General features: G+C 74.1%; 22 protein-coding genes, 1 tRNA gene and 1 pseudogene. 12 read left to right on the forward strand and 12 right to left on the reverse strand.

Annotated elements, in window-relative coordinates; translation table 11 throughout:
- The 3 genes from ACK586_RS21580 to ACK586_RS21590 all read right to left on the reverse strand — a co-directional run.
- A partial coding sequence (locus ACK586_RS21580) for a transposase family protein (protein WP_483409973.1) occupies window positions 1-553 on the reverse strand: 553 nt, incomplete at its 3' end.
- A gap of 745 nt (window positions 554-1,298) precedes the next feature.
- Window positions 1,299-1,664 (reverse strand): PIN domain-containing protein, encoded by a 366-nt coding sequence (locus tag ACK586_RS21585; RefSeq protein WP_409332570.1) that lies wholly within the window; start codon window positions 1,662-1,664, stop codon window positions 1,299-1,301.
- Window positions 1,665-1,672: 8 nt separating this feature from the next.
- Complete coding sequence (locus ACK586_RS21590; RefSeq protein ID WP_409332571.1) at window positions 1,673-1,918, reverse strand: type II toxin-antitoxin system Phd/YefM family antitoxin; 246 nt, start codon at window positions 1,916-1,918, stop codon at window positions 1,673-1,675.
- Between the two features lie 460 nt (window positions 1,919-2,378).
- On the opposite strand from ACK586_RS21590, the gene ACK586_RS21595 reads away from it, so the two are divergent.
- Entirely contained in the window at window positions 2,379-2,681 is a 303-nt protein-coding gene (locus ACK586_RS21595) for a helix-turn-helix domain-containing protein (protein WP_409332598.1), read from the forward strand.
- Between the two features lie 74 nt (window positions 2,682-2,755).
- Window positions 2,756-3,781, forward strand: a pseudogene (locus ACK586_RS21600) (site-specific integrase); the annotation flags it as partial.
- A gap of 200 nt (window positions 3,782-3,981) precedes the next feature.
- On the opposite strand, the gene ACK586_RS21605 reads toward ACK586_RS21600, so the two are convergent.
- Window positions 3,982-4,054: transfer RNA gene (locus tag ACK586_RS21605), tRNA-Ala, on the reverse strand.
- A gap of 422 nt (window positions 4,055-4,476) precedes the next feature.
- Complete coding sequence (locus ACK586_RS21610) at window positions 4,477-5,244, reverse strand: M23 family metallopeptidase (protein ID WP_409332572.1); 768 nt, start codon at window positions 5,242-5,244, stop codon at window positions 4,477-4,479.
- Window positions 5,245-5,711: 467 nt separating this feature from the next.
- Between ACK586_RS21610 and ACK586_RS21615 the strand changes: the two genes are divergently transcribed.
- From ACK586_RS21615 to ACK586_RS21630, 4 genes are read left to right on the forward strand one after another with little or no spacing between them, the layout of a single operon-like run.
- Entirely contained in the window at window positions 5,712-7,259 is a 1,548-nt protein-coding gene (locus ACK586_RS21615) for a mannitol dehydrogenase family protein (protein ID WP_409332573.1), read from the forward strand.
- Window positions 7,256-8,047, forward strand: coding sequence for an HAD family hydrolase (locus ACK586_RS21620; RefSeq protein WP_409332574.1), 792 nt, complete (start codon window positions 7,256-7,258; stop codon window positions 8,045-8,047). The genes ACK586_RS21615 and ACK586_RS21620 overlap by 4 nt, the downstream gene beginning before the upstream one ends.
- A complete protein-coding gene (locus ACK586_RS21625) occupies window positions 8,044-9,177 on the forward strand; it encodes a CDP-glycerol glycerophosphotransferase family protein (RefSeq protein ID WP_409332575.1) in 1,134 nt (377 codons plus the stop codon). Before ACK586_RS21620 ends, ACK586_RS21625 begins: the two co-directional genes overlap by 4 nt.
- A complete protein-coding gene (locus tag ACK586_RS21630; RefSeq protein WP_409332576.1) occupies window positions 9,164-9,985 on the forward strand; it encodes a phosphocholine cytidylyltransferase family protein in 822 nt (273 codons plus the stop codon). Before ACK586_RS21625 ends, ACK586_RS21630 begins: the two co-directional genes overlap by 14 nt.
- Window positions 9,986-10,044: 59 nt before the next feature.
- Here the strand turns inward: ACK586_RS21630 and ACK586_RS21635 are convergent, their stop codons facing one another.
- Genes ACK586_RS21635 through ACK586_RS21655 form a run of 5 tightly spaced genes read right to left on the reverse strand, consistent with a single transcriptional unit; the run spans window position 10,045 to window position 14,950 of the window.
- Entirely contained in the window at window positions 10,045-11,103 is a 1,059-nt protein-coding gene (locus ACK586_RS21635) for a hypothetical protein (protein WP_409332577.1), read from the reverse strand.
- Between the two features lie 2 nt (window positions 11,104-11,105).
- Entirely contained in the window at window positions 11,106-11,765 is a 660-nt protein-coding gene (locus ACK586_RS21640) for an SCO family protein (protein ID WP_409332578.1), read from the reverse strand.
- Window positions 11,762-12,481: a YcnI family copper-binding membrane protein gene (locus ACK586_RS21645; protein ID WP_409332579.1), complete on the reverse strand. Its 720-nt coding sequence runs from the start codon at window positions 12,479-12,481 to the stop codon at window positions 11,762-11,764. Before ACK586_RS21645 ends, ACK586_RS21640 begins: the two co-directional genes overlap by 4 nt.
- Before the next feature lie 28 nt (window positions 12,482-12,509).
- Window positions 12,510-14,315 carry a copper resistance CopC/CopD family protein gene (locus tag ACK586_RS21650; RefSeq protein ID WP_409332580.1) on the reverse strand — a complete coding sequence of 602 codons (1,806 nt, stop codon included), beginning with the start codon at window positions 14,313-14,315 and terminating at the stop codon, window positions 12,510-12,512.
- Complete coding sequence (locus tag ACK586_RS21655) at window positions 14,312-14,950, reverse strand: zf-HC2 domain-containing protein (protein WP_409332581.1); 639 nt, start codon at window positions 14,948-14,950, stop codon at window positions 14,312-14,314. The genes ACK586_RS21650 and ACK586_RS21655 overlap by 4 nt, the downstream gene beginning before the upstream one ends.
- Window positions 14,951-15,036: 86 nt before the next feature.
- On the opposite strand from ACK586_RS21655, the gene ACK586_RS21660 reads away from it, so the two are divergent.
- From ACK586_RS21660 to ACK586_RS21680, 5 genes are all read left to right on the forward strand, one after another.
- Window positions 15,037-15,591, forward strand: coding sequence for a sigma-70 family RNA polymerase sigma factor (locus ACK586_RS21660; RefSeq protein WP_409332582.1), 555 nt, complete (start codon window positions 15,037-15,039; stop codon window positions 15,589-15,591).
- Between the two features lie 112 nt (window positions 15,592-15,703).
- Window positions 15,704-16,321: a DUF47 domain-containing protein gene (locus ACK586_RS21665; RefSeq protein ID WP_409332583.1), complete on the forward strand. Its 618-nt coding sequence runs from the start codon at window positions 15,704-15,706 to the stop codon at window positions 16,319-16,321.
- 35 nt (window positions 16,322-16,356) lie between these two features.
- Window positions 16,357-16,512, forward strand: coding sequence for a hypothetical protein (locus ACK586_RS21670; protein ID WP_409332584.1), 156 nt, complete (start codon window positions 16,357-16,359; stop codon window positions 16,510-16,512).
- Window positions 16,485-17,357 (forward strand): inorganic phosphate transporter, encoded by an 873-nt coding sequence (locus ACK586_RS21675; RefSeq protein ID WP_409332585.1) that lies wholly within the window; start codon window positions 16,485-16,487, stop codon window positions 17,355-17,357. The genes ACK586_RS21670 and ACK586_RS21675 overlap by 28 nt, the downstream gene beginning before the upstream one ends.
- 273 nt (window positions 17,358-17,630) lie before the next feature.
- Window positions 17,631-18,626, forward strand: coding sequence for a sulfite exporter TauE/SafE family protein (locus ACK586_RS21680; protein WP_409332586.1), 996 nt, complete (start codon window positions 17,631-17,633; stop codon window positions 18,624-18,626).
- 90 nt (window positions 18,627-18,716) lie between these two features.
- Here ACK586_RS21680 and ACK586_RS21685 read toward each other — a convergent pair whose 3' ends face one another.
- Entirely contained in the window at window positions 18,717-19,214 is a 498-nt protein-coding gene (locus tag ACK586_RS21685; protein WP_409332587.1) for a DUF5994 family protein, read from the reverse strand.
- 274 nt (window positions 19,215-19,488) lie between these two features.
- Between ACK586_RS21685 and ACK586_RS21690 the strand changes: the two genes are divergently transcribed.
- Window positions 19,489-21,033, forward strand: a complete 1,545-nt coding sequence (locus ACK586_RS21690) for a serine/threonine-protein kinase (RefSeq protein ID WP_409332588.1) — start codon at window positions 19,489-19,491, stop codon at window positions 21,031-21,033.
- Between the two features lie 13 nt (window positions 21,034-21,046).
- Here ACK586_RS21690 and typA read toward each other — a convergent pair whose 3' ends face one another.
- A complete protein-coding gene (gene typA / locus ACK586_RS21695) occupies window positions 21,047-22,939 on the reverse strand; it encodes a translational GTPase TypA (protein WP_409332589.1) in 1,893 nt (630 codons plus the stop codon).
- Window positions 22,940-23,029 lie beyond the last annotated feature (90 nt).

Raw genomic sequence — 23,029 nt, forward strand, 5'->3', positions numbered from 1 at the left:
CTCGGGCGGCCAGCTGGCCCACTCCGGCGGCCGAGGCGGTGTTGCCCCGCCGCAGCCGGGCGGCGGCAATCACCGGCGCGGCGATCGGTGTGGACACGGTGGCCACGATCGCGTTCAGCCCGCGCACCCGCGTGTAGCCGAACGCGGCGGCCTGCTTGGCGTAGCCGTGCACCTCGCGCACGGTGTCATCGACGTCGAGGTAGACCATTCCGTCCTGGCCGCCGCCGGCCAGCAGACCGGGCACCCGGCCGGTCAGCCCCGCCAGGGTCGCCGAGGCCGCCGAGTCCAGCTGCTGGACGTGCCCGTGGGTGAACGCCCGCAGATGCGTGCCCAGCGTCGACGGAGCGCGCACCTCGGTGAACAGGCGGCCCATGCCGCCGTGGCGCAGCAGATCCAGGTCCTCGATCGAGTCCGCACCGGCGAGCATCCCGCCGATCACGCACACCGTCTTCGCCGCGGCGTTGGGACTGGGCACCGTCAGCCCCGCAAGCTGCTCGTGCAGACCCGCTGTCTCGCCCAGCCGGAGCACCGGCACCAGCCCCGCGGTCGACACCAGATTCGGATCATCAAAGACAGGGACGACTCTGTGGCAGGCTTTCACTTACGAGGTGCCCCTCTCGGGACGGTGGGCTGTGGACGTCGCAATCGACATCCTGCCTGCCCGGAGGGGCACTCTCGCTTTTGATCGCCCTCCTGGCCCCCAAGATCAACGGTGGATCAGGGCTGAGCTCACCCGCAGCTGTGCGCTCAGATGCCGGGCTTCTCGTGACCAAGGCTGGACGCCGACTCTCTTCGCCCAGCCGGCCCCGACTTCGCGCCGGCGACTCTCAAACGGCCTGCTGGAGAAGACAAGATACGGGCCTTCACACCTCATGCATCCTCGGTTCGAAGACTCGTTGAGACGAGTGTCGAGTCCGTCGGCGGCGGCGCAGACGACCCTCGCATCCTTGGTGTAGACCGACACACCAAGCGGCCATCGGGGCTTCCGGCCGAAATGCAAGACGTGTGTCGCCTCGTGATCTTGGTCGTTTATCGGTGGGCCGCGGAGGTTCTCCAGGAACCCCGGTGTCCTCCGAGGCACTGTCCACTCAAGTCGAACGAGTGGCGGTGGCGATGACGCGGGCGGCCGGTGACGGGGCGGGGGCTTGCAGTACGCCGATCCGGGTCGGGCCGAGGCGTCAAGACGGCACGGCCGACGCCATCGCCGCGAGTCATGGCCGCCCGCCCGACCGCTGGCTGCAACGACCCTGCTCCCGATCCGGCTCCATTCTCGACGTCCTTCAGGGAGCCCGCCGAGCTCACGGATGCCGAGCGTCGACCAGGTCCTTGATGATCTCGAAGTCGGCGAGATTGCTGGTGAGCAGGGGCACCCCTTCGACCGTCGCGGTCGCCGCGATCGCGAGGTCGATGTGCCGCCGCCGAGGATTGCCTCCCCGGTGGGTGACCGCCGCCGCGAGCCGGCCCCACGCCCGCGCCACCTCGACGCTGATGGGCAACGGGTCGAACGCCGCTTCGACCGCGGCCAAGCGATCCACGCGGCGCGCCCGCTCGTCGTCGTCCTGTGCCACCAGGACTCCGAAGTGCAGCTCGGTGATCGAAGCAACGCTGATCGCCGCCTCCACACCGGCCGGCGCATCCGCGCCGATCAGGACCGAGGTGTCCAACAGCGCCCTCATCGGTCGAACGGATCAGTCAGCTCAGCTCCGAGCCCAGCGAGATCGTCCTCCAGCAGCCTCGGCGCCGGGCCCTGCCAGACCTCGGCCAGCGCAGGACCACTGACCCAACGACGCCGACGGGCCGGCCGGAGCTCAGCGACCGGGCGGCCGGCAACCGTGACGGTGAACGTCTCGCCGGCCTCGACACGGCGCAGGACATCGCTCACCTGGTTGCGCAGTTCCTTCTGCGGGATCACGTCCACCGGCTTACGGTAGCACTTCTGCTACCTGGCCAGCGGGCGCTGAAAGGCACCCCGCTCCGGGGCTGGAAGCCGCTTCACGCGGCGCATCCCCAGCAGCGCGTTGGGGAGCACCGCCCAGCCGTGGACGGCCTGCACAGACGTGGCTCCAGTAGTCCCCCAGTGCGCCGTTGGGCAGCCCCCGTCGCCGTCAATACACCTCCGGATCCTGACCGGTGGTCTCATCCGACCGGACACGGTCGCCGTCGACGATCGGCTTGTACCTCGTGTCCCGTTCAGCGTTCCTGACCGAATCTCCAGTAGGGCTCCAGTCGCCAGTAGCGCGTTCCGGCGACGCCCATCGGCCTCCTCGTCCGTCACCGGAGGAATCCTGCAGACCGTCCGCGCATCTTCGACCAGCGGCAGCATGCGTTCGCCCCTCGACGCGTGAAGCGATCGCCGAGCGCGTGGAGGAGTGAGCGACATGGGGGATCCACAGCAGCCACGCCGGGTCCTGGCCGCCGATCCACTGCTGCTGACCCCCGAGGAGGCCGCTCGGGTGCTCGGCGTCGGTCGGACCACCTTGTACGCGCTCATGAAGGCCGGTGACCTCCGCCCCGTCCACATCGGCCGCAGCTGCCGCCTGTCGCGAGCAGAGCTCGAGCGCTACGTGCGACGGCTGGAGGCGCCACGGGCCGTCCCGGCTCGTTCGCCTGCACGCCGGCGAACCACCACGACGCAGCACGGACTGTTCGAAATGGGCCCCACGCCGGACGACGCTGCGTGAATCCACAGGCAGACACCTCACCCCCGGCTTCCTGTCCGACACTGGGCCGCCGGCCGAGACCACAGGGGTAGCCGATGGCAGGACGCGCGTCGAACGGCGAGTCGACGATTCACAAGGGCGCCGACGGGCGGTGGCACGGCTATGTCTCCGTCGGCTTCAAGGCCAACGGCCGGCCCGATCGCCGGCACGTCAGCAGCAAGAACCGCGGCGTCGTCGTGGCCAAGGTCCGCGAGCTCGAACGCAAACGGGACACCGGGACGATCAGCGAGACCTCGACCCCCACCGTGCAGTGGTGGCTCGAGCACTGGCTCACCACCATCGCGCCGCGCCGCGTACGGCAGCGGACCCTGGAGAGCTACGAGTCCGCCGTCCGGCGTCACCTCATTCCAGGCATCGGACGACACCGTCTCGACCGGCTTCGTCCCGAGCACCTGGACCAGCTCTACAGCGCCCTACTGGACGCCGGCTACTCCCCCGCCACCGTGCTCCGGCAGCACCGCATCCTGTCCCGGGCCCTCACCGTCGCCGTCCAGCGCGGCCACGTCCCGCGCAACGTCGCCACACTGGTCGACCCGCCCGCGCAGCGCCCCAGCGATCTCGCCACGGCCCTGGACCTGGGCGAGGCCCGCGCCGTCCTGACCGCAGCGGCGGATGTCCGGAACTCGGCGCGCTGGACCGTCGCGCTGGCCCTGGGCCTCCGGCAGTCGGAGGCCCTGGCGCTGCAGTGGAAGGACATCGACCTGCTCAACGGCACCCTCACGGTGCGGCGCAGCATCCACCGCGTGCGGGGCGGCGGCCTCGTCTACGAGGAGCCCAAGACCCGGCGGAGCCAGCGCACCCTCGCCCTGCCCATGCCGCTCGTCGGCGAGCTGCACCGGCACAAGGCCGCCCAGCTCGGCGAGCAGATGCTCGCCGGGTCCGAGTGGCACGACGAGGACCTGGTCTTCGCCCAGCCCAACGGCCGGCCGATCGACAAGAAGACCGACTACGACGACTGGACCCGTCTGCTCCGGTCCGCCGGCGTCCGGCACGTCCGGCTGCACGACGGCCGGCACACCGCCGCGACGCTGCTGCTGAGCGAGAACGTCCACCCGCGGGTGGTCATGGAGCTGCTCGGCCACAGCCAGATGCGCACGACCATGGACATCTACAGCCACGTCATGCCGGCCCTGGCCCGCGAGGCGGCCGACCGGATGAGCGCCCTACTGCTGCCAGGTACGGGTGGGCAAACTGCAACCACAACTGCAACCAGAGACGACACAGGCCGCTCCCCCGAAGGGGAACGGCCTGGTCATCGGGGTGGAGCTGAGGGGACTCGAACCCCTGACCCCCACACTGCCAGTGTGGTGCGCTACCAGCTGCGCCACAGCCCCGTTCCGGCCCCGGTCGCGTGCCCCTGAGCCGTCCGCAACTGTACATCCCCCGTCGGTGGGCACCGCGGAGGGGGTGGGGCGGCGCTCCGGCGGTCAGGGCTGCTTCAGCTGGGCGATCCGCAGGTGGTTGCCGAAGGGGTCGCGCAGGTCCCCGCCGGTGCGCTCCCACCCGCCGACTTCCCGGCGATGTCCCTGGACCGGCCGTTCGCGACACCGCCCTGACCGGCAGAGGGCCAACGCCCCGACGCCGGCCGGTGCACCCCGAGCCGGCCCGCGCCGTCCTCCCAGCGATGTCCCCGGACCGGCCGTTCGCGGCACCCCCATGGCCGGCAGCGGGCCAACGCCCCGGCGCCGGCCGGCCGGCACGCCTCCGAGCCGGCCTGCCCGGAGCCGGCACGCCCGGCGACGCCGCGAGGGCCGGCTCAGCCGATGTGGACGCCGCGCTCGGCCAGCCACTGCACCGGGTCGACCCGCCGGCCGTTCATCCCGCCCTCGTGCACCTCGAAGTGCAGGTGCGGGCCGGTGGACTGGCCGCGGTTGCCCAGCAGCGCGATGGTGTCGCCGGCGTCCACGTAGTCGCCGACCTCGACCAGGATCTGGTCCATGTGGCCGTAGACGGTCACGTCGCCGTTCTCGTGGAGGATGTAGACGGCCAGCCCGAAGCCGCTCGCGGCACCGGCGCGCAGCACCACGCCGTCGGCGGCGGCGTACTCGGGGGTGCGCATGGGCGCGGCCAGGTCGATGCCGTAGTGGAAGGTGCCCCAGCGCGAGCCGAAGCCGCTGGTGAACCGGGCTCCGGAGACCGGCAGCACCGTCTTGGGGCGGGCCGCCTCGGCCGCGGCCGCGGCCGCCTCCGCCTCCGCGGCGGCCTCCGCCTCGGCGCGTGCGGCGCGGGTGGCCGTGACCTCCTGGAGCCGCGCCTGGGCCTCGGCCTCGGTGATGGACGCCATGGGCATGACCTCGGCCTCGTCCATGACGCCCAGCTCCTGCTGGGCGGACAGGACGCTGGTGGCCTCCGCCGAGGCCTCCGGCGGGCTCTGCAGGCCGAGGACCCCGGCTCCGATCCCACCGGCGACCAGCGCCCCCAGCAGGGCGGAGGGCCGTCGCGCCGGCGCCCCTCGCCGGCGGGCGGGGGTGGGCGCGCGGTGCGACCCGGTGGCCGGGCCGCTCGCGTGGGAGGTGCTGCGCATGTACCTGCCTGCTCCGTGGGGAAGAGCCCGGGTGGGCCGGATCGCTGGCCCCGGCATACAAACACTGCGTGACCGTTTCGTGACCCCCTACCCGGCGTGTTCGCGAGGACGCGCCGCGTGTGACGTCTCCCACGTCCCAGGCGTTGCGATCCGATGACGGATCAGCCGGAACGGAACTCCTCCGGTCGCCGACGGGTTTAGCTGTCACCGGGAGGGGCATGGACGCCTTCTCGGCGTGGAGCCAACGCGCCGGTCCGACCACCGGGTCGGGCCGACGCCCCCGGGCGGACGAGGAACTGCTCCTCGACCCCCGGGTGGACATCGGCTCCGCCGTGAACCGATGATCAGCACTCCCGCTGATCCCGTCGTGCGCACAACCGGCGCCCGACACCCGCCTGCGGGACCCACCGGCCGGTGGACCCACCTGGAGGTCATCGCACCGACGAGAGCGAAGGAACGGATGCCGCATGACGACGCCGGAGCGATCCCTCGGCCCGCCGGCCCTCGCCGGCCCTGCCACCCGCGTCACCGCCCCGGCAGTCGCCCCGGTCCGCCCGCTCTCGGACGAGACGCTGGTCCTCCACGGTGAGTACCTGACCGTCCCGACCTACGACCGCGCCGCGCTGACCCCGGCCGTCGTCCACCTGAGCGTCGGCGGCTTCCACCGGTCCCACCAGCTGACCTACTTCGACGACCTGGCCCAGCTCGGCATCTCGACCGGCTGGGGCGTCGTCGGGGTCGGCCTGCGCCACCGCTCCATGCACGAGGCGCTCGCGCCGCAGGACCACCTGTACACGGTGGTCGAGCGCAGTCCCGACGGCGAGCGGGCCCGCGTGGTCGGCGTCATGATCGACTACCACTTCGCCCCCGACGACCCCGACGCGGTGCTCGACCGGCTCACCGACCCGCGCACCCGGATGGTCACCATGACCATCACCACGGCGGGCTACCCGCTGGACCCGCACACCGGGGAGTTCGACGACTCCGCCCCGGACCTCCACAGCGACCTGGCCGACCCGACCCGGCCGTGCACCACCTTCGGGTACCTCGTCGAGGCCCTCGACCGCCGCCGCCGGGCCGGGACGGCGCCGTTCACCGTCGTCTCCTGCGACAACATGCACCGCAACGGCGACGCGACCCGGGCCGCGGTGGTCGGCCTGGCCCGCCGGCGCGACGAGGTGCTCGCCCGGTGGATCACCGACCGCGTCGGCTTCCCCAGCAGCATGGTCGACCGCATCACCCCGCAGACGACCGACGCGGAGCGCGCGGCCGTGGCCAGCCGCTACGGCGTCGAGGACCGCTGGCCGGTGATCACCGAGCCGTTCTCCCAGTGGTTCATCGAGGACGACTTCCGCGACGGCCGCCCGCCGCTGGACCGGGTGGGCGTCCGCTTCGTGCCCGACGTGGCCCCCTACGAGCTGATGAAGACCCGCCTGCTCAACGCCAGCCACTCCGCGCTCGGCTACCTGGGCACGCTGGCCGGCTACGCGCGGATCGACGACCTCATGGGCGACGACGTCTTCGCCGCCTACGCCGCGCGGCTGATGGACGCCGAGGTGACCCCGCTGCTGCCGCGGCCGGAGGGCGTCGACCTCGACGAGTACAAGGCGGTGCTCCTCCAGCGCTTCGCCAACCCGGCCATCGGCGACCGGCTGCACCGCCTGTGCCGGCGCGGCTCGACGAAGATGGCCCACCACCTGCTGCCCTCCGTGCGCGAGTCCCTCGCCCGCGGCGTGCGGCCGCCGCTGCTGACGCTGGCGGTGGCCGGCTGGATCCGCTGGCTGCAGCTGCACGACGCGGTGGAGGACGACCGGGGCGAGGAGCTGCGGGCGCTGGCGCGTGCCGGAGGCGCCGACCCGCGCCCCCTTCTCGCCGTCCGCCCGGTCTTCGGGGACCTGGGCGACGACGCCGCCTTCGTGGCCGACCTGGCCGCCGCCCTGCGCGGCCTGGTCCGCGACGGCGTCCGGCCGACGGTGGCCGCAGCCGTGCGCCGGTCCCGCGCGGGGCACCGGTGAGCGCCCCCTCCACCACGCCGGTCCTGCCCGCCGACGTGGTCCCCGGCCTGCGGGCGCTGCTGTGCGACGCCGACGGCAACCTCTTCCCCAGCGAGGAGCCGGCCTTCGTCGCCTCCGCCGAGGTGACCAACCGCTTCCTCGCCGAGCTGGGCTCGCCGCAGCGGTTCACCGCCGAGGAGCTGCGGCTGGCCACCACCGGCATGAACTTCCGGACGACGTCGCGGCGGCTGGCCGCCGAGGCCGGCCGCCCGGACGCGGACGTCGAACCGTGGGTCGCCGAGGAGAGGCGGGCCGTCACCGCCCACCTCGGCGAGGTGCTGCGGCCGCACGAGGAGACCACCGCGGCCGTCACCGAGCTCGCCCGGCACCTGACGCCCGCCGTGGTCAGCTCCAGCGCGCTCACCCGGCTGGACGCCTGCTTCCGGGCCACGGGCCTGGCGGAGCTGCTGCCGCCCGCGGTGCGGTTCAGCGCCGAGGACTCGCTGCCGGTGCCCACCAGCAAGCCCGACCCCGCCGTCTACCTGTTCGCCTGCGAGCAGCTGGGCGTCGACCCCGCGACCGCGCTGGCCGTCGAGGACTCCCAGGCCGGTGCGCTCTCGGCCGTCCGCGCCGGCTGCCCGACGGTCGGCAACCTGCTGTTCGTCCCGCCCGCCGAGCGGGCGGAGCGGGACGCCGTCCTGCGCGAGGCGGGCGTGCTGACCGTCGTCGGCTCGTGGCGCGAGCTCGCCGACCTGCTGACGCCGGTGCTCGCCCGGCGCGGCACCGACGTCCCGGGAGGACCCCGATGACCACCGAGATCGTCTACGTCGCCTTCCGCGGCCACTTCTCCGACAGCCCGCGCGCCCTGTACGAGGAGCTGGTGCGCCGCGGGGCGGACGCCACGCACACCTGGCTGTCGGCGCCGCACACCCGGGCCACCTTCCCCGCGGACGTCGCCACCCTCGAGTTCGGCAGCCCCGAGTCGATCGCCGCGCTGGAGCGCGCCGACGTCGTCATCTCCAACGACCACATCCCGCTGGACTGGGAGAAGCGGCCGGGGACGACCTACCTGCAGACCTGGCACGGCACGCCGCTCAAGCGCATCCACAACGACGTCCTCTGGGCACCCGAGGGGCGGCTGGCCTACCTGGAGCAGGACATCGCCCGCTGGGACCTGCTGCTGTCGCCCAACCCGGCCAGCACGCCGCGGTTCCGGCGCGCGTTCGGCTTCGAGGGCCCCGTGCACGAGACCGGCTACCCCCGCAACGACCTGCTTCTCAGCCCCGAGCGCGACGCGGTGCGCGCCCGGGTGCGCGCCGACCTCGGCATCGCCGACGGGCAGACCGTCGTCCTCTACACCCCGACCTGGCGCGACGACCTGGTGTTCCAGAAGACCGGCCCCCAGGACTTCGAGTTCGCCATCGACCTCGAGGACTTCTCGGCCCGGCTGGGCGCCGACCACGTGCTGCTGCTGCGGCTGCACAACATGGTCATGGACCGGCTGGAGGTGGCGGAGGGCTCGGCCGTGCGCGACGTGTGCAGTCACCCCGACATCCGCGACCTCTACCTGGCCGCCGACGTGATGGTCACCGACTACTCGTCGACGATGTTCGACTTCGCGATCACCGGCAAGCCGCTGCTCTACCTCACCTACGACCTGGAGTACTTCCAGAACGAGCTGCGCGGCTTCTACTTCGACCTGGCCGAGGTGGCCCCGACGCCGCTGCTGCGGACCAGCGAGGAACTGGTGGCGGCGCTGGCCGACCTCGACGCCGTCATGGCCGACGGCGCCGAGCGCTACGCCCGCTTCCGCGACACCTTCTGCTCCCTGGAGGACGGGCACGCCACCGAGCGCGTCCTCGACCTGCTCTTCCCGGCCGACACCGTGTCCGCCGGCTCTGCGACGACCCGAGGAGGGGACGACAGTGCGCATCGCTGACCGCGCTCTCGACGCCGGACCGGCCACCGGTCTGCTGGACCTCGCCCGCTCCGCCAGCACCCGCCGGCCCGCGACCGTCCCGGTGCAGGTGGTGATCCTGGCCGCCGGCATGGGCACCCGCCTGGGCCGCCCGCACCCCAAGCCGCTGACGCCGCTGCACGACGGCCGCAGCATCCTGCAGCGCCAGCTCGACACGCTGCGGGCGGTGCTCGGTCCGGCCGTCGACGTCACCGTCGTCGTCGGCTTCAAGGCCAAGCGGATCATGCGGGCCGCGCCGGACGTCCGCTTCGTCTACAACCCCGACTACGCGCGGACCAACACCTCGCAGAGCCTGCTGCGCGCCCTGCGCGCCACCCGGGACGGCGGCGTGCTCTGGCTCAACGGCGACGTCGTGTTCGACCCGGCGGTGCTCGAGGCCGCGCTGCCCTCCGTGCTGGCCGACGAGAGCTTCGTCTGCGTCGACACCTCCACCGTCGCCGACGAGGAGGTCAAGTACACCCTCGACGGCGACGGGTGCATCGCCGAGCTGTCCAAGACGGTCACCGGCGGGCTGGGCGAGGCCGTGGGCATCAACTACGTGTCCGCGGCCGACAAGCCGGTGCTCGTCGAGCACCTGGCCGCCTGCGCGGCGCAGGACTACTTCGAGCGCGGCATCGAGACCGCGATCGGCGCCGACGGCCTGCGGGTCCGCCCGGTGGACATCAGCCGGTTCTCCGCCGTGGAGGTCGACTTCGAGACCGACCTGCAGCGCGCCAACGAGCTGTTCTCCAACCGGGCGATGCTGCACCCGGTCCCCGACACCGCCTGACGGAGGGCCCTCCTGCCCCCACCGCTCGCAGGCCGGCGGTGGGGCCTGCAGGAGGGCCGTCACGCCGCCTGTCGGGCGGTCGCCGCGCGTCGGTACTCCGGGAAGCGGCGCACCGCGGCGATGCCACCGGCCACGAGGCCCACGCCCAGACCCAGCAGCAGCGCGACGGTGACCCGGGCGAACGCCTCCGGGCCGGCCGAGAGCACGTTCGCGCTCCACACCACGTCGACGTCGGGCAGCCCCTGCACCAGCAGCAGCCAGCCGAGGACCACGGCGCACAGCCCCGCCATCCGCCCGCGCCCGCGCCAGGCCGCCCGCGCGCCGAGGACGGCGACGAGCACCGCCGCGGCGGCCGGCAGCAGCGCGGAGGCGATCGCGCCCGCGTGCGACGCGACGCTCGCCGGCGGCTCGGGGGTGCCCAGCGCGTGCGCCAGCGCCGCCGCGCCGCCCAGCGCCATGGCCGCACCCAGCGGCCGGGCGTCGCGGGCCAGCAGGCCGGCCGCGAGCGCGGCGGCGGCCACGGCGAGGTGCGCCGGCCACACCACCCAGGGCGAGGGCGGCGGCTCCCAGGTGAGCTCGCCGGCCACCTCGACGGACGTGCCGCCGTGGGTCATCGGCACGACCCAGCGGGAGACGACGTGGGCACGGTCGGGGTCGGCGGCGACCTGCGGCGGGAGCGAGCGCTCGCTCATCCAGTGCGTGCGGTGGTCGTGCCAGACGTAGCGCGGCTGGGTGGACACCTGCACCCACTCGGGCTCGGCGGCGACGTCGGCGGTATCGGGGACGTCGGCCCGCCCGAAGCGGTCCAGGTTCAGGTAGGTGGCCGGGCTGCGGCTGTTGCGCCAGACGCCGTCCGGGCCGATCCGCAGGTAGGGCTCGCCGCTGTAGCCGGGGATCTCGACGTCGGTGCCGGTGGTGTTGACGACCTCGATCTCGTCGCCGAACTGCAGCACCCGGACGGTCACCCCGGGCAGCTCGGGGCTGACCGACGTCACCCGGCCGTCGAAGTCGCTGCCGGCCACGTCACCGCCGACGTGCGCGGCCGCCGGCCCGGCCAGGGCCAGCACGGCCACGACGCCCGCCAGGACCACCAGCAGGCGGGCCGACGTCCTGCGCACCGCTAGCCCTCCAGGACCTTCTCGAGGTCGGAGGCGATGTCGGCAGCGGTGTTGCCACCGTCGAAGGCGACGTGCGCGCGGTCGTCGGGCCCGTACAGCAGCAGGATGGTCGAGTGCTGGCGGCCCTCGTCCTCGGCCAGGGGCACCCCGGCCGCGAGCTGCGCCCGGTCGATCGGCCCCTGCTCCCCTGTCAGCCCGACGAAGTCCACCGGCAGGTCGGCGTCGAAGCGGGCCAGGTACTCCCCCAGCACCGGCCCGGTGTCTGTCGCCGGATCGGTGGTGACGAAGACCACCTGCACCTGCTCGGTGATCGCGGGATCGAGCCGGCGCAGTGCGAGCGCGACGTCGGCCATCGTCGTCGGGCAGATGTCCGGGCAGGTCGTGTAGCCGAAGAACAGCAGCGTCGGCCGGCCCGCCGTCCGCTCGGCGAAGTCGTAGGTCGCCCCCGTGGTGTCGGTGAGGGTGAACGAGGGCCGCTGGTAGGGATCGGGCAGGTCCAGGCCGGCGTACTCGTCGTCGGGCCCCACCACGGTGATCCCGGCGGAGTGGTCGTGGCCCGAGGACGTCGCGGCCTGCTCGTCGACGTCCGCCGCCGAGCAGGCTCCCAGCAGCAGGCCGGCGGCCAGCAGGCCGGCGGGCAGCCGGCGCAGCGATGCGGTCACGAGGACACGGTACGTCGGCCCGCCCGGTACCCGAGGACGACACCGGCCAGGCCGGTGAACAGCGCCAGGATGGCCACGAACAGGGCCAGACCCGACGCGCCGGCGTCGCCGGTGGCGTCGTCGTCCCCGTGACCGTCCGCCGACGCCGCCGGCCCGTCGCCCGCTCCGGCGCCGAGCGCGAGCACCGGCGCCGGGCGCTCGGGCTCCGCCTGGCCCTCGACCGTCGGCTCGATCCAGGCGCTCTCGGTGCCGTCGCTGTAGGTCTGCACCGCAGGAAGCACCAGCTCACCGGTGTCGGGCAGCGGTCCGGCGGCGATCGCGAACTCCTGGAACTGGCCGGGTGCGATGCCGGCACCGGGCTCGGCCCGCCACTCGAGCCGGGAGACGTACACGCCGACCGGCGTCCCCTCGACGTCGACCGGCTCGGGCAGCTCCGAGCGCGTCGCCGTCACCGTCCACCCCGGCACCGGGCGGGTGCTCACCGAGACCAGCGGCGTGTCCGTGGGCAGCTGCACCCGCAGGGACACCGTGCTGGCGGTGTCGCTCTCGTTCGGTACCCGGAAGGTGAGGGTGGCGTAGCCGCCGGGTTCGGCGTCGGGCGAGGAGACGGTGACGTGGGCCGACGCGCCGCCCGCGAGGACGACCGACGCCGCGAGCGCCGCGAGGACGGCCGGCACGACGACGCCGAGGCGCGCGAGCGGGCGGAACGGGGACACGGTTCTCCTGGGGATCGGACGGGGCCGCTCAGCGGACCGGGAACTCGGTGCTGGCGGTGGTGGCGGTGAACTCGTCGAGCCGGACCGAGACCGCCAGGGTCCAGGTGCCCGCCGAGGGGACGACGGTGCCGTCGCCGATGTAGTGCCCGGGGCCGGCCGGCTGCAGGTCGACGGCCAGCGGGCCGATCTCCTGCCCGCGCTCGGTGAGGGTGACCCGGATGTCCTGGGGCTGGGTGAGCTGACCGGCCTCGTCGAACAGGTAGACGTGCAGGACGTTGGCGCCGGGCGTGGCGGGGTCCAGCGAGATCTGCACCGAGCCGGCCTCACCGGCGGCGGACTGCAGCGGCACGGTGACGTCGACCGGCTGCGCGGCCGTCGCCCGCGCCGGCGGCGTGCCCACCAGCACCGCCGACAGGGCGAGCACCACCGCGGCCAGCCCCAGCTCGACCAGCACCGAGCGGCGCAGCGCGCCCCGCTCGGCGGCCGCGCCGGCGGCCAGCTGCTCCTCGCGGGCGGCGGCGGCGCGGGCCACCTCCGGGGACGGCGCCTCGCCGGCCTCGGCAGCGGCGAAGGCGTGGGCCGTCACCCGGCCGCGGCGCGGCGCGCGACGGGGCCGCACGCCGAGCCGCTGCTGCACCCACACCCGGGACACCCCGGCCGCCGCCAGGACCAGCAGCACCACCGCCAGCTTGGCCAGCAGCAGCCGCCCGTAGCCGGTGGAGAACAGCGCGTCGGGCGACCCCACCTCCCGCACCGACTGCACGACCCCCGAGACGACGAGCACGGTGACCGAGGTCGCCGCGACCCGGGAGAAGCGGGGCAGCGCGCCGGCCATCTCCCCGGCGGGGACGCCCTCGCGCAGCAGCGCGGCGAGCAGCGCCACCAGGCCGCCCAGCCACAGCGCCATCGCGGCCACGTGGGCGGTCGCGGCCAGCACGGCGATCGCCGGGTACGGGCCGGCCACCGGGTGGCCGACGGCCGCGGTGCTGACGACCAGCCCGGTCGCCAGGACGGCGCCGAGCAGCAGACCCTGCGGAGCGGGCGTCTCGCCCCGCCGCAGCCAGGGCAGCAGGAGGAGCGCCAGCCCGGCGGTGAGCGCGAGCCGCGCCAGCAGGGCCACCCCGAGCTCCGAGTCGAGGGTCGCCTGCAGCAACGCGGGGTCGGCCGCGGACCCCAGGCCGGTCGCGGCCGCGTACGGGCCCTGCGCCAGGAAGGTGAGCACCGCCCCGACGGCGACCGCGGCCAACCCGGCCGCGGTGAGCCGGCGCAGCAGCCCCGAGCCCCAGCCGCCCGGCCAGCACAGCGCGGCCATCGCCGGCACGCCCACCGCCAGGGCCAGCCCGGCGAACCCGATCCAGCGGCCGGTGGGCAGGGCGACGGCGACGGCGGGATCGGTGTCGTCGCCCGCGCCGGCCACCGAGGCGTCGACGAGGGAGCCGTCGCCGACCACGAAGGAGAACGCGCCGGAGATCGGGTGCGAGTCCGCGGAGATCACCCGGTAGGTGACCAGGTAGCCGTCGTCGCCGAGCCCGTCGCGCAGCCCCACGCTGACGGTGCCGCCGTCGACCCCGGCGTCCCCGGTGTCCACGCGCTCTCCGCCGGAGTCCAGCACGCGCAGGTAGCCCGCGCCCAGCGAGACGCCCTCGTTGAACTCCAGCGTCACCCGGTCCGGCACGGCCGGCAGCCGCGCCCCCTCCCCCGGGTCGGTGGACACCAGGCTGGCGTGCGCCGACGCGGGCGGAGCGGTCGCGACACCCGCGGAGAGGAGGGCGGCGAGCAGGAGGACCAGGAGCGCCGCCGACCGGCCCGGGGACCACCGGGCTGCACGGCTCACGCCATCACTCTCCCACGCGCGAACGCGTGGGAGCGGCGCCGACCGCGCCAGGCGACGGCACCGACGAGGACGACGCCGACGGCGAGCAGGACGTGCGCAGCGGCGCGCTCGCCGTGCACGTGCCCCGCCCCGAGGTCGCCGATGGTGAGCACGGCGAGCAGGACGACGAAGGTGCCCAGGAACGGCAGGGCGCCGGCGGCCAGCCGCGGTCCGGCCGCCACGGCGAGGAAGGCGGCTCCGGCGGCCAGGTTCCACGCGCCGGTCTCGTGCGCCATGTGCACCGGTGCGCTCATCGCCGCCGTCCCGGTGACCAGCGCGGGCCAGGCGAGCAGGGCCTGCGCGGCGCCGACGGCCAGCAGGGCCAGCCGCAGGCCGGCGCTCACCAGCCCGGCACGGGCCGCCGCCGCGGCGCCGGGCAGCTGCCGGGGCAGGGCGGAGAGCACCGCCGCCGTGAGATCGGGCACCGGCGGGGCGGGCGCGAGCCGGGCCCGCCGGGTCACGCCGGCCGCGGCGTCGGCCCATGCCGCGCAGGACGGGCAACCGGCCAGGTGCGCGTCGAGCTCCCCGACCGGCATCCCCGGCGACTCGCCGTCCAGCCGCGCCGAGACCGCCTCGCGGAATCCGGGACACTCCATGGGGAGATAGTCGTCGGCCGGCTCCCCGGAGTTCCCCCCAGGACGGGGATGTCGCACGGGGTCGGCGGTTCGGGAGGATCGGGCACGTGGAGGACCTGGAGCGCTACGCGGCCGACGCCGCCGGGGGTGACGCCCTGGCCGCGGCGGCCCTGGTACGGGCGACCCAGTCCGACGTGTGGCGGCTGTGCGCCGCGCTGGTCGACCGGAGCAGCGCCGACGACCTCACCCAGGAGACCTACCTGCGCGCCTTCGGCTCGCTGCACCGGTTCGAGGGCCGCTCGACGCTGCGGACCTGGCTGCTGTCCATCGCGCGCCGGGTGTGCGCCGACGCCCTGCGCTCGCGTCGGCGCCGGAGGCTGACGCTGGTGTCCGACGACGCCGTCCGCACGGCGCTGGAGGGCCCGGCGGCCGGCACGGCCGACCGGGTGGGCGAGGGGGTGGTCGTGGGCGACCTGCTGTCCCGGCTGGCCCCCGAGCGCCGCGAGGCCTTCGTGCTCACCCAGCTGCTGGGCCTGCCGTACGCCGAGGCCGCGGAGGTGGCCGGCTGCCCCGTGGGCACCATCCGGTCGCGGGTCGCCCGCGCGCGTGAGGACCTCGTCACAGCCGTCACCGATGCGGGGGACGACGCGTCCGCTCTGTGACTCCGCCGGGGGACGGCGGGGGGAAGCGGGCACCTATGCTGCCCGACGGCCGCGCACCCGCCCTCCCGGGCGGGTCGCCCGGGGAACCACTGCCGACCGGAGCGACTTCTTCGTGCCCTTCCGTCTCACGCCCAGGGATTCGAGCTTCTTCCCGCTGTTCACCGCGTCGGCGGAGAACCTGGTGGCCGCGACCGACGTCCTGAGCGACTTCATCCACGACCACGCCCGCCGCGACGAGCTCGCCGCCCGGCTGCGCGAGCTCGAGCACGTGGGCGACCAGTCCACGCACGCCATCTTCCGCCAGCTGAACTCGAGCTTCGTGACGCCGTTCGACCGCGAGGACATCTACAACCTGGCCAGCGACCTCGACGACGTCATGGACTTCGTCGAGACCGCCGCGGACCTGGTGGTCCTCACCGGCCTGGGCACCCTGCCCGCCGAGATGCACCAGCAGACGGCCCTCCTGCAGCGGGCGGCGCAGACGACGGCCGAGGCCATGCCCCGGCTGCGCACGCTCAGGGACCTCTCCGACTACTGGATCGAGGTCAACCGGATCGAGAACGAGGCCGACAAGCTCTACCGCCGGTTGCTCTCGCGGCTCTACAGCGGGGAGTTCGACGCGCTGGAGATCCTCAAGCTCAAGGAGGTGGCCGACCAGCTCGAGGAGGCCGCCGACGCCTTCGAGCACGTGGCGAACGTCGTCGAGACCATCACGGTCAAGGAGTCCTAGGCCCTCGATGGACCCGCTCTGATGGGCGCCGGCTGATGGACGCGGCGTTCTTCGCCCTCGTCACCATCGTCCTGGTCGCCCTCGCCTTCGACTACACCAACGGCTTCCACGACGCCGCCAACGCCATCGCCGTCGCGGTCTCCACCAAGGCGCTGACCCCCGGGTGGCGCTGGCGCTCGCCGCGGTCATGAACCTGATCGGCGCGCTGCTGTCGACCGAGGTGGCCAAGACGGTGGGCGCGGGCATCATCGCCCCGCCGGTCGGCGACGAGGGCCTGCGGGTGGTGTTCTCCGCCCTGGTCGGCGCCATCGCCTGGAACATGATCACCTGGTGGTTCGGGCTGCCGTCCTCGTCGTCGCACGCGCTCATCGGCGGGCTGGTCGGGGCGGCGCTGGCGGCCGCGCACAGCGCTCAGTGGATGGGCATCGTCGAGGACGTCGTCATCCCGATGGTGGCCTCGCCGCTGGTCGGCTTCGGCCTGGGCTACCTGTTCATGCTGTCGATCCTGTGGGCCTTCCGCGGCGCCAACGTCACGCGGGCCAACCGCGGCTTCCGCTACGCGCAGATCGTCAGCTCGGCCACCATGGCGCTCGGGCACGGGATGCAGGACGCGCAGAAGACCATGGGCGTCATCACGCTGGCGCTGTTCACCGCCGGGGAGATCGACGACTTCGAGGTCCCGCTGTGGGTGGTCCTCGCCGCGGCCCTCACGCTGAGCGCCGGCACCTATGCGGGCGGGTTCCGGATCATGCGGACGATGGGCCGGCGGATCATCCAGCTGACACCGGCCGGCGGGTTCTCCGCCCAGACCGTCGCCTCGGGCGTGATGGTGACGGCGGCGACGGTGTTCGCCGCGCCGGTCTCGACCACGCACATCACCGCGACGTCGATCATGGGCGTCGGCGCGACCCGCCGGATCTCCGCGGTCCGCTGGGGCGTGGCGCGCAGCATCGTCGTCGCGTGGGCGGTCACCCTCCCGGCGGCCGGAGCGGTCGCCGCACTGGTGTACGTCCTCACCGACGCAGTCGCGGGCTGAGCCCGGGGGCGCGTCGGGTCGCCTCCCGGCGGGTGTGCGGCGGAGCGGTCCCACGTGCTGGACCTCCCACTGGCGAATGTCCACCTCTCTGGTAGACATACGCCTCGTGGCGGCGACGGCGGTGCTCCTGGTGGGGCGGATCCACGTCGACCTGCTGCGGGTCTGCACGGCGTGCTGTCCGGGTTGCTGAGTCCCCGCACCCGTTCCCGCCACCTCCCGCGCTGACGCACCCCTGCCGGTTGCCGCGGGCCTGCTCCCCGGAGTCCGTCCCCGATGAAGACCCTGATCCTGCTCGCCCTCGCAGGCCTCGGCGCGCAGCTCGTCGACGGCAGCCTGGGCATGGCCTACGGCGTCACGTCCACGACGCTGCTGCTGGCCATCGGCACCAACCCCGCCGCCGCGTCGGCCACCGTGCACCTCGCCGAGATCGGCACCACGCTGATGTCGGGGCTGTCGCACTGGAAGTTCGGCAACGTCGACTGGCGTGTCGTCCTGAAGATCGGCGTCCCCGGTGCCGTCGGCGCGTTCGCCGGCGCGACCGTGCTGTCCGCCCTCTCCACCGAGGTGGCGGCCCCGGTGATGTCGCTGATCCTGCTGGGCCTCGGCGTCTACCTGCTGGTCCGCTTCACCCTGCGCGGCATCGACCGGCGCCACCTCGGCAAGCCGATGCGCAAGCGCTTCCTCGGCCCCCTGGGCCTGGTGGCCGGCTTCGTCGACGCCACCGGAGGCGGCGGCTGGGGTCCGGTCGGCACCCCGGCCATCCTGGCCAGCGGCCGCATGGAGCCCCGCAAGGTGATCGGCTCGATCGACACCTCGGAGTTCCTCGTGGCGCTGGCCGCCAGCCTGGGCTTCCTGCTCGCGCTCGGCTCGCAGGGCATCGACTTCGCCTGGGTGGCCGCCCTGCTGCTGGGTGGCATGATCGCCGCGCCGATCGCCGCCTGGCTGGTGCGCCACGTGCCGCCGCGGCTGCTCGGTTCGCTGGTCGGCGGCATCATCATCGTCACCAACACCCGCACCCTGCTGCGCAGCGACTGGCTCGACGCCCCCGACGCGGTCCGCTACCCGATCTACGCCGCCCTCTACGTCATCTGGGCCGCCGCGGTCGTCTGGTCCTACCTGCAGTACCGCAGGGACCGTGCGCAGGAGTCCGCCGACGCGCTCGCCGCCGACGCCGCCGCGCTCTCGCACGGCGCCCCCGCCGACCCGGCCGACGTGGTGGACGCCGCGCGCCCCGTCGCCGCGGGCCGGCCGAGCGCTCCGCAGGACTGACCGCGGACCTGGTGCCCTGATCGCGGCGCGCCCTCCCGCAGGGTCTGCGGGAGGGCGCGGCCGCGGGCGGGGCGCGCCCGCGGGGCCCGGCTACACGGCGCGCAGAACGGGGACCTGCGGCAGCGGGGTGGCCCGCGCGGCGGCCATCACCATCTGCGGGGAGCGGGGCAGGCCGCGGCGGGTGCACAGCCGCAGCGCGCGGGCGCCGGTGACCACGTCGGTCTCCGGCGGGACGACGAGCAGGTCCGCGCGCTTGTTGCCGCCGGCCCAGCTGAGGCACACCGCGCCGGGCTCCATGCTGCGGAACCCGCCGGTGCGCACCACCCGGCCGCCGACGACGACCTTGCGGGGCGCGGGCAGCCAGGCGTCGAGGGCGTAGGTGAAGCGCTCGACCCGCACGCCGCGCCGGTCCAGCGCGGCCACCAGCTCGGGGACCTCGACGGCGAGGTCGCGGCTGCGCGGGAACCAGGCGCCGTCGAAGCCCTGGTCCCCGTCACCGGCGTCGCTGCGGATGCTGACGCGGACGTCGATCCCACCGCGGTGCCCCTCGGACTCGGGCAGCAGTCCCGTTCGGGGAGTCGTCCTCATGCGCGTCGCCAGCCTTCCGTCCCGTGTTCCGGTGGTGCGACTCCCGAGACCGGAGTGGTCAGAGGGGTCCGAGAGCACCGTAGGAGGCGTGTCGGGCGGCACCCTGCGCGTCGGCCCCGGGCGCGCCCCCGTCCCCCGGCCGGTCATCACCAGCCGTGACCAGTTCGTGACCTCCCCGAGGGGCGTCCCGTTTCCGGCCGCGAGGTCGACCTGCCTCCTACACTCGCCGGCCACAGGACGCCGGCCACACAGGGCGCGGCAGATCGGAGGCCCGGTGCCCGCTCAGTCCTTCGGCCCGTACCGGATCGACGGTCTCCTCGGCCGCGGCGGGATGGGAGAGGTGTACCGCGCCTACGACTCCGAGCACCGCCGGGTGGTCGCGCTCAAGGTGCTCAGCGAGCACCTGGCCTCCGACCCGGCCTTCCGGGAGCGGTTTCGCCGGGAGGCCTTCCTGACGGCGAGCCTCACGGAACCGCACGTCATCCCCATCCACCGGTACGGCGAGCTCGACGGCCGCCTCTTCCTCGACATGCGCCTGGTGGACGGCGAGGGCCTCGACGCGCTGCTGGCGCGGGTGGGCGCCCTCCCCCCGGAGCAGGCGGTGCGGGTGCTCGGTCAGGTCGCCGCGGCGCTGGACGCCGCCCATGCCGCCGGCCTGGTGCACCGCGACGTCAAGCCGTCCAACATCCTGCTCACCGGAGCGGGCGAGGCACCCTTCGCCTACCTGGTCGACTTCGGCATCGCGCGATCGACCAGCGACGTCGCCGGTCCCGCACTGACCCGCGCGGGCGAGGCCATCGGGTCCTTCGAGTACATGGCCCCCGAGCGCTTCCTCGGCGGACCGGTCACCCCGGCGGTCGACGTCTACGCCCTCGCCTGCGTCCTCCACGAGTGCCTCACCGGGCGACGCGCGTTCGCCGGGAACGACCTCCCTTCGCTGATGCACGCCCACCTGAGCACCTCGGCCGCACCGCCGTCCGCGGTGCGCCCGGGCATCCCCGCGGCGCTGGACGCGGTGCTCGCCGCCGGGCTCGCGAAGGACCCGTCGGCCCGTCCGGGCGCACGGGAGCTGATCGACCGGGCAGCCGCGGCCGTCGACCGTGCCGGCCGGCGGGCGCCGGCGGGCACGACCGTCGTCCTGCCCCCCCGGCAGACCCCGCCGCCGAGCTGGCAGGACCAGGCGCCGGCCGGCGGGGACGGCCGCCGCGCCCGGGGCCGCGCCCCGCTCGTCGTCGGCGCGGTGCTGGTCGCGGCCCTGGGGGTGGGGGGCGCGCTCCTGGCCACGTCCCTCGCCGACGACGGCCCGCGGACCTCGGCGGCCGGCGGTCCCGCCGGCGCGACGCCGACGACGCCCGGCGCCGGCACCGCGACCGCGTCCACTGCGGCCGGGACCCCCGTGACGGCGGACGACCCGCTCGCGCCGGCACCCGTCCCCACCGACGCCGCCGATCCGGGTGGGGCCACCGGCGCCGAGAACTGCTTCAACGGGATCATCACCGCCTGCGACACCCTGTTCCAGCCGCGGTACGACCCGGTCTACGTGGAGTACGGGTCCACGTGCGGCGGTCGGGCACCGGCCACCCGGGGCGGCTGCCTCGAGTACTTCCTCGGAGAGCCCACCCCACCGGAGGGGCTGGGCAGCGACGCGGAGTTCGACGAGCTGGCACGGGCCTGTTTCGAGGCGGACTGGTCGGCGTGCGACGAGCTCCACGAGCGGGCCGAGTCCGGCAGCTTCTACCTCGACTACGGCCGGCACTGCGGTGGCCGGTTGCCGCAGCCGCTGTTCGTCTACGGGCGCTGCACCGAGATCGAGGGGTGACCCCGACGGCGGGTCAGCTGGGCTTGGGCTTGCGGTTCTTGGACTTGCCCCGCTCGTTCTGGTCGAGGATGACCTTGCGGACGCGGACGGCGGCCGGGGTGACCTCCACGCACTCGTCCTCGGCGCAGAACTCCAGCGCCTGCTCCAGGTTCAGGATGCGCGGCGGGATCAGCCGCTCCAGCTCCTCGGCGGTCGAGGACCGCATGTTGGTGAGCTTCTTCTCCTTGGTGATGTTGACGTCCATGTCGTCGGGCCGGGAGTTCTCGCCGACGATCATGCCCTCGTAGACCTCGGTGCCCGGGGAGACCATCATCGAGCCGCGCTCCTGGAGCGAGAACATCGCGTAGGAGGTGGCCACGCCCTGGCGGTCGGCCACCAGCGAGCCGGTGGGCCGGGCGCGCATGTCGCCCAGCCACGGCTCGTAGCCCTCGAGGTTGTGGTTGAGGACGCCGGTGCCGCGGGTCTCGGTCAGGAACTCGGTGCGGAACCCGATCAGGCCGCGCGAGGGCACGATGTACTCCATCCGCGCCCAGCCGGTGTCGTGGTGCACCAGGTTCTCCATGCGCCCGCGGCGGGTGGCCAGCGCCTGGGTGAGCGTGCCGACGTAGTCGCCGGGGACGTCGATGGTCACCCGCTCGACCGGCTCGTGCAGCTTGCCGTCGATCTCCTTGGTGACGACGGTGGGCCGCCCGACGGTGAGCTCGAACTCCTCCCGGCGCAGCTGCTCCACGAGGATCGCCAGCGCGAGCTCGCCGCGGCCCTGCATCTCCCAGGTGTCGGGTCGCTCGGTGGGCAGCATGCGCACCGAGACGTTGCCGACCAGCTCCTGGTCCAGGCGGTTCTTGATCAGCCGCGCGGTGAGCTTCTTGCCGGACTTGCCCGAGATCGGCGAGGTGTTGATGCCGATGGTGATCGAGATCGACGGCTCGTCGACGGTCAGCGGCGGCAGCGGGCGCGGGTCGTTGGGGTCGGCGAGGGTGTCGCCGATCATGATGTCCTCGATGCCCGCGATGGCGACCAGGTCGCCGGGGCCGGCGCTGTCGGCCGGGGTCCGCGTGAGGCCCTCGGTGACCAGCAGCTCGGTGATCTTGACGTTCTTGACCGTGCCGTCGGTGCGGCACCAGGCGACCTGCTGGCCGCGCTTCATCTCACCGGAGTGGATGCGCAGCAGCGCGAGCCGGCCCAGGAACGGCGAGGCGTCGAGGTTGGTGACCTGCGCGCGCAGCGGCTCCTCGGCGTCGTAGGAGGGCGGCGGGATCGTGTCGAGCAGCGTCTTCACCAGCGGCGCGAGGTCCGGGCTGTCCGGGACGGTGCCGTTCTCCGGGCGGTTGAGCGAGGCCTGCCCGGTGCGCCCGTTGCAGTAGACGATCGGGAACTCGAGGGCGTCGGCGTCCGAGCCGTTGTCCTCGAGCAGTTCCATGAACAGCTCGTAGCTCTCGTCGACGACCTCCTCGATGCGGGCGTCGGCGCGGTCGGTCTTGTTCACCGCGAGGATGACCGGCATCCCCTTGGCCAGCGCCTTGCGCAGCACGAAGCGGGTCTGCGGCAGCGGCCCCTCGGAGGCGTCGACGAGCAGGACGACGCCGTCGACCATCGACAGGCCGCGCTCGACCTCGCCGCCGAAGTCGGCGTGACCCGGGGTGTCGACGATGTTGACGACCACCGGGTTGCCCTCGTCGTCGGCCAGCCGGATGGCGGTGTTCTTGGCCAGGATGGTGATGCCGCGCTCGCGCTCGAGGTCCATCGAGTCCATCACGCGGTCCTGCGTGGTGTCGGCGTCGGTGCCCTCGCCCTTGGCGCGGCCCAGGGCGCCCGCCTGGCGGAGGAGGGCGTCGACCAGGGTGGTCTTGCCGTGGTCGACGTGGGCGACGATCGCGACGTTGCGCAGGTCGTTGCGGGTGGGCATGCGGAGAGGCACCTCAGGAGATCGGGGGGGTCGGCACCCCCGGGCTCTCGGCCACGGGGCACCACAGACACCACGGGTAACAGCCGCCGG

Origin of the sequence: Trujillonella humicola (assembly GCF_046233715.1) — a bacterium.
GTDB classification, from domain to species: Bacteria; Actinomycetota; Actinomycetes; order Mycobacteriales; family Geodermatophilaceae; genus Trujillonella; species Trujillonella humicola.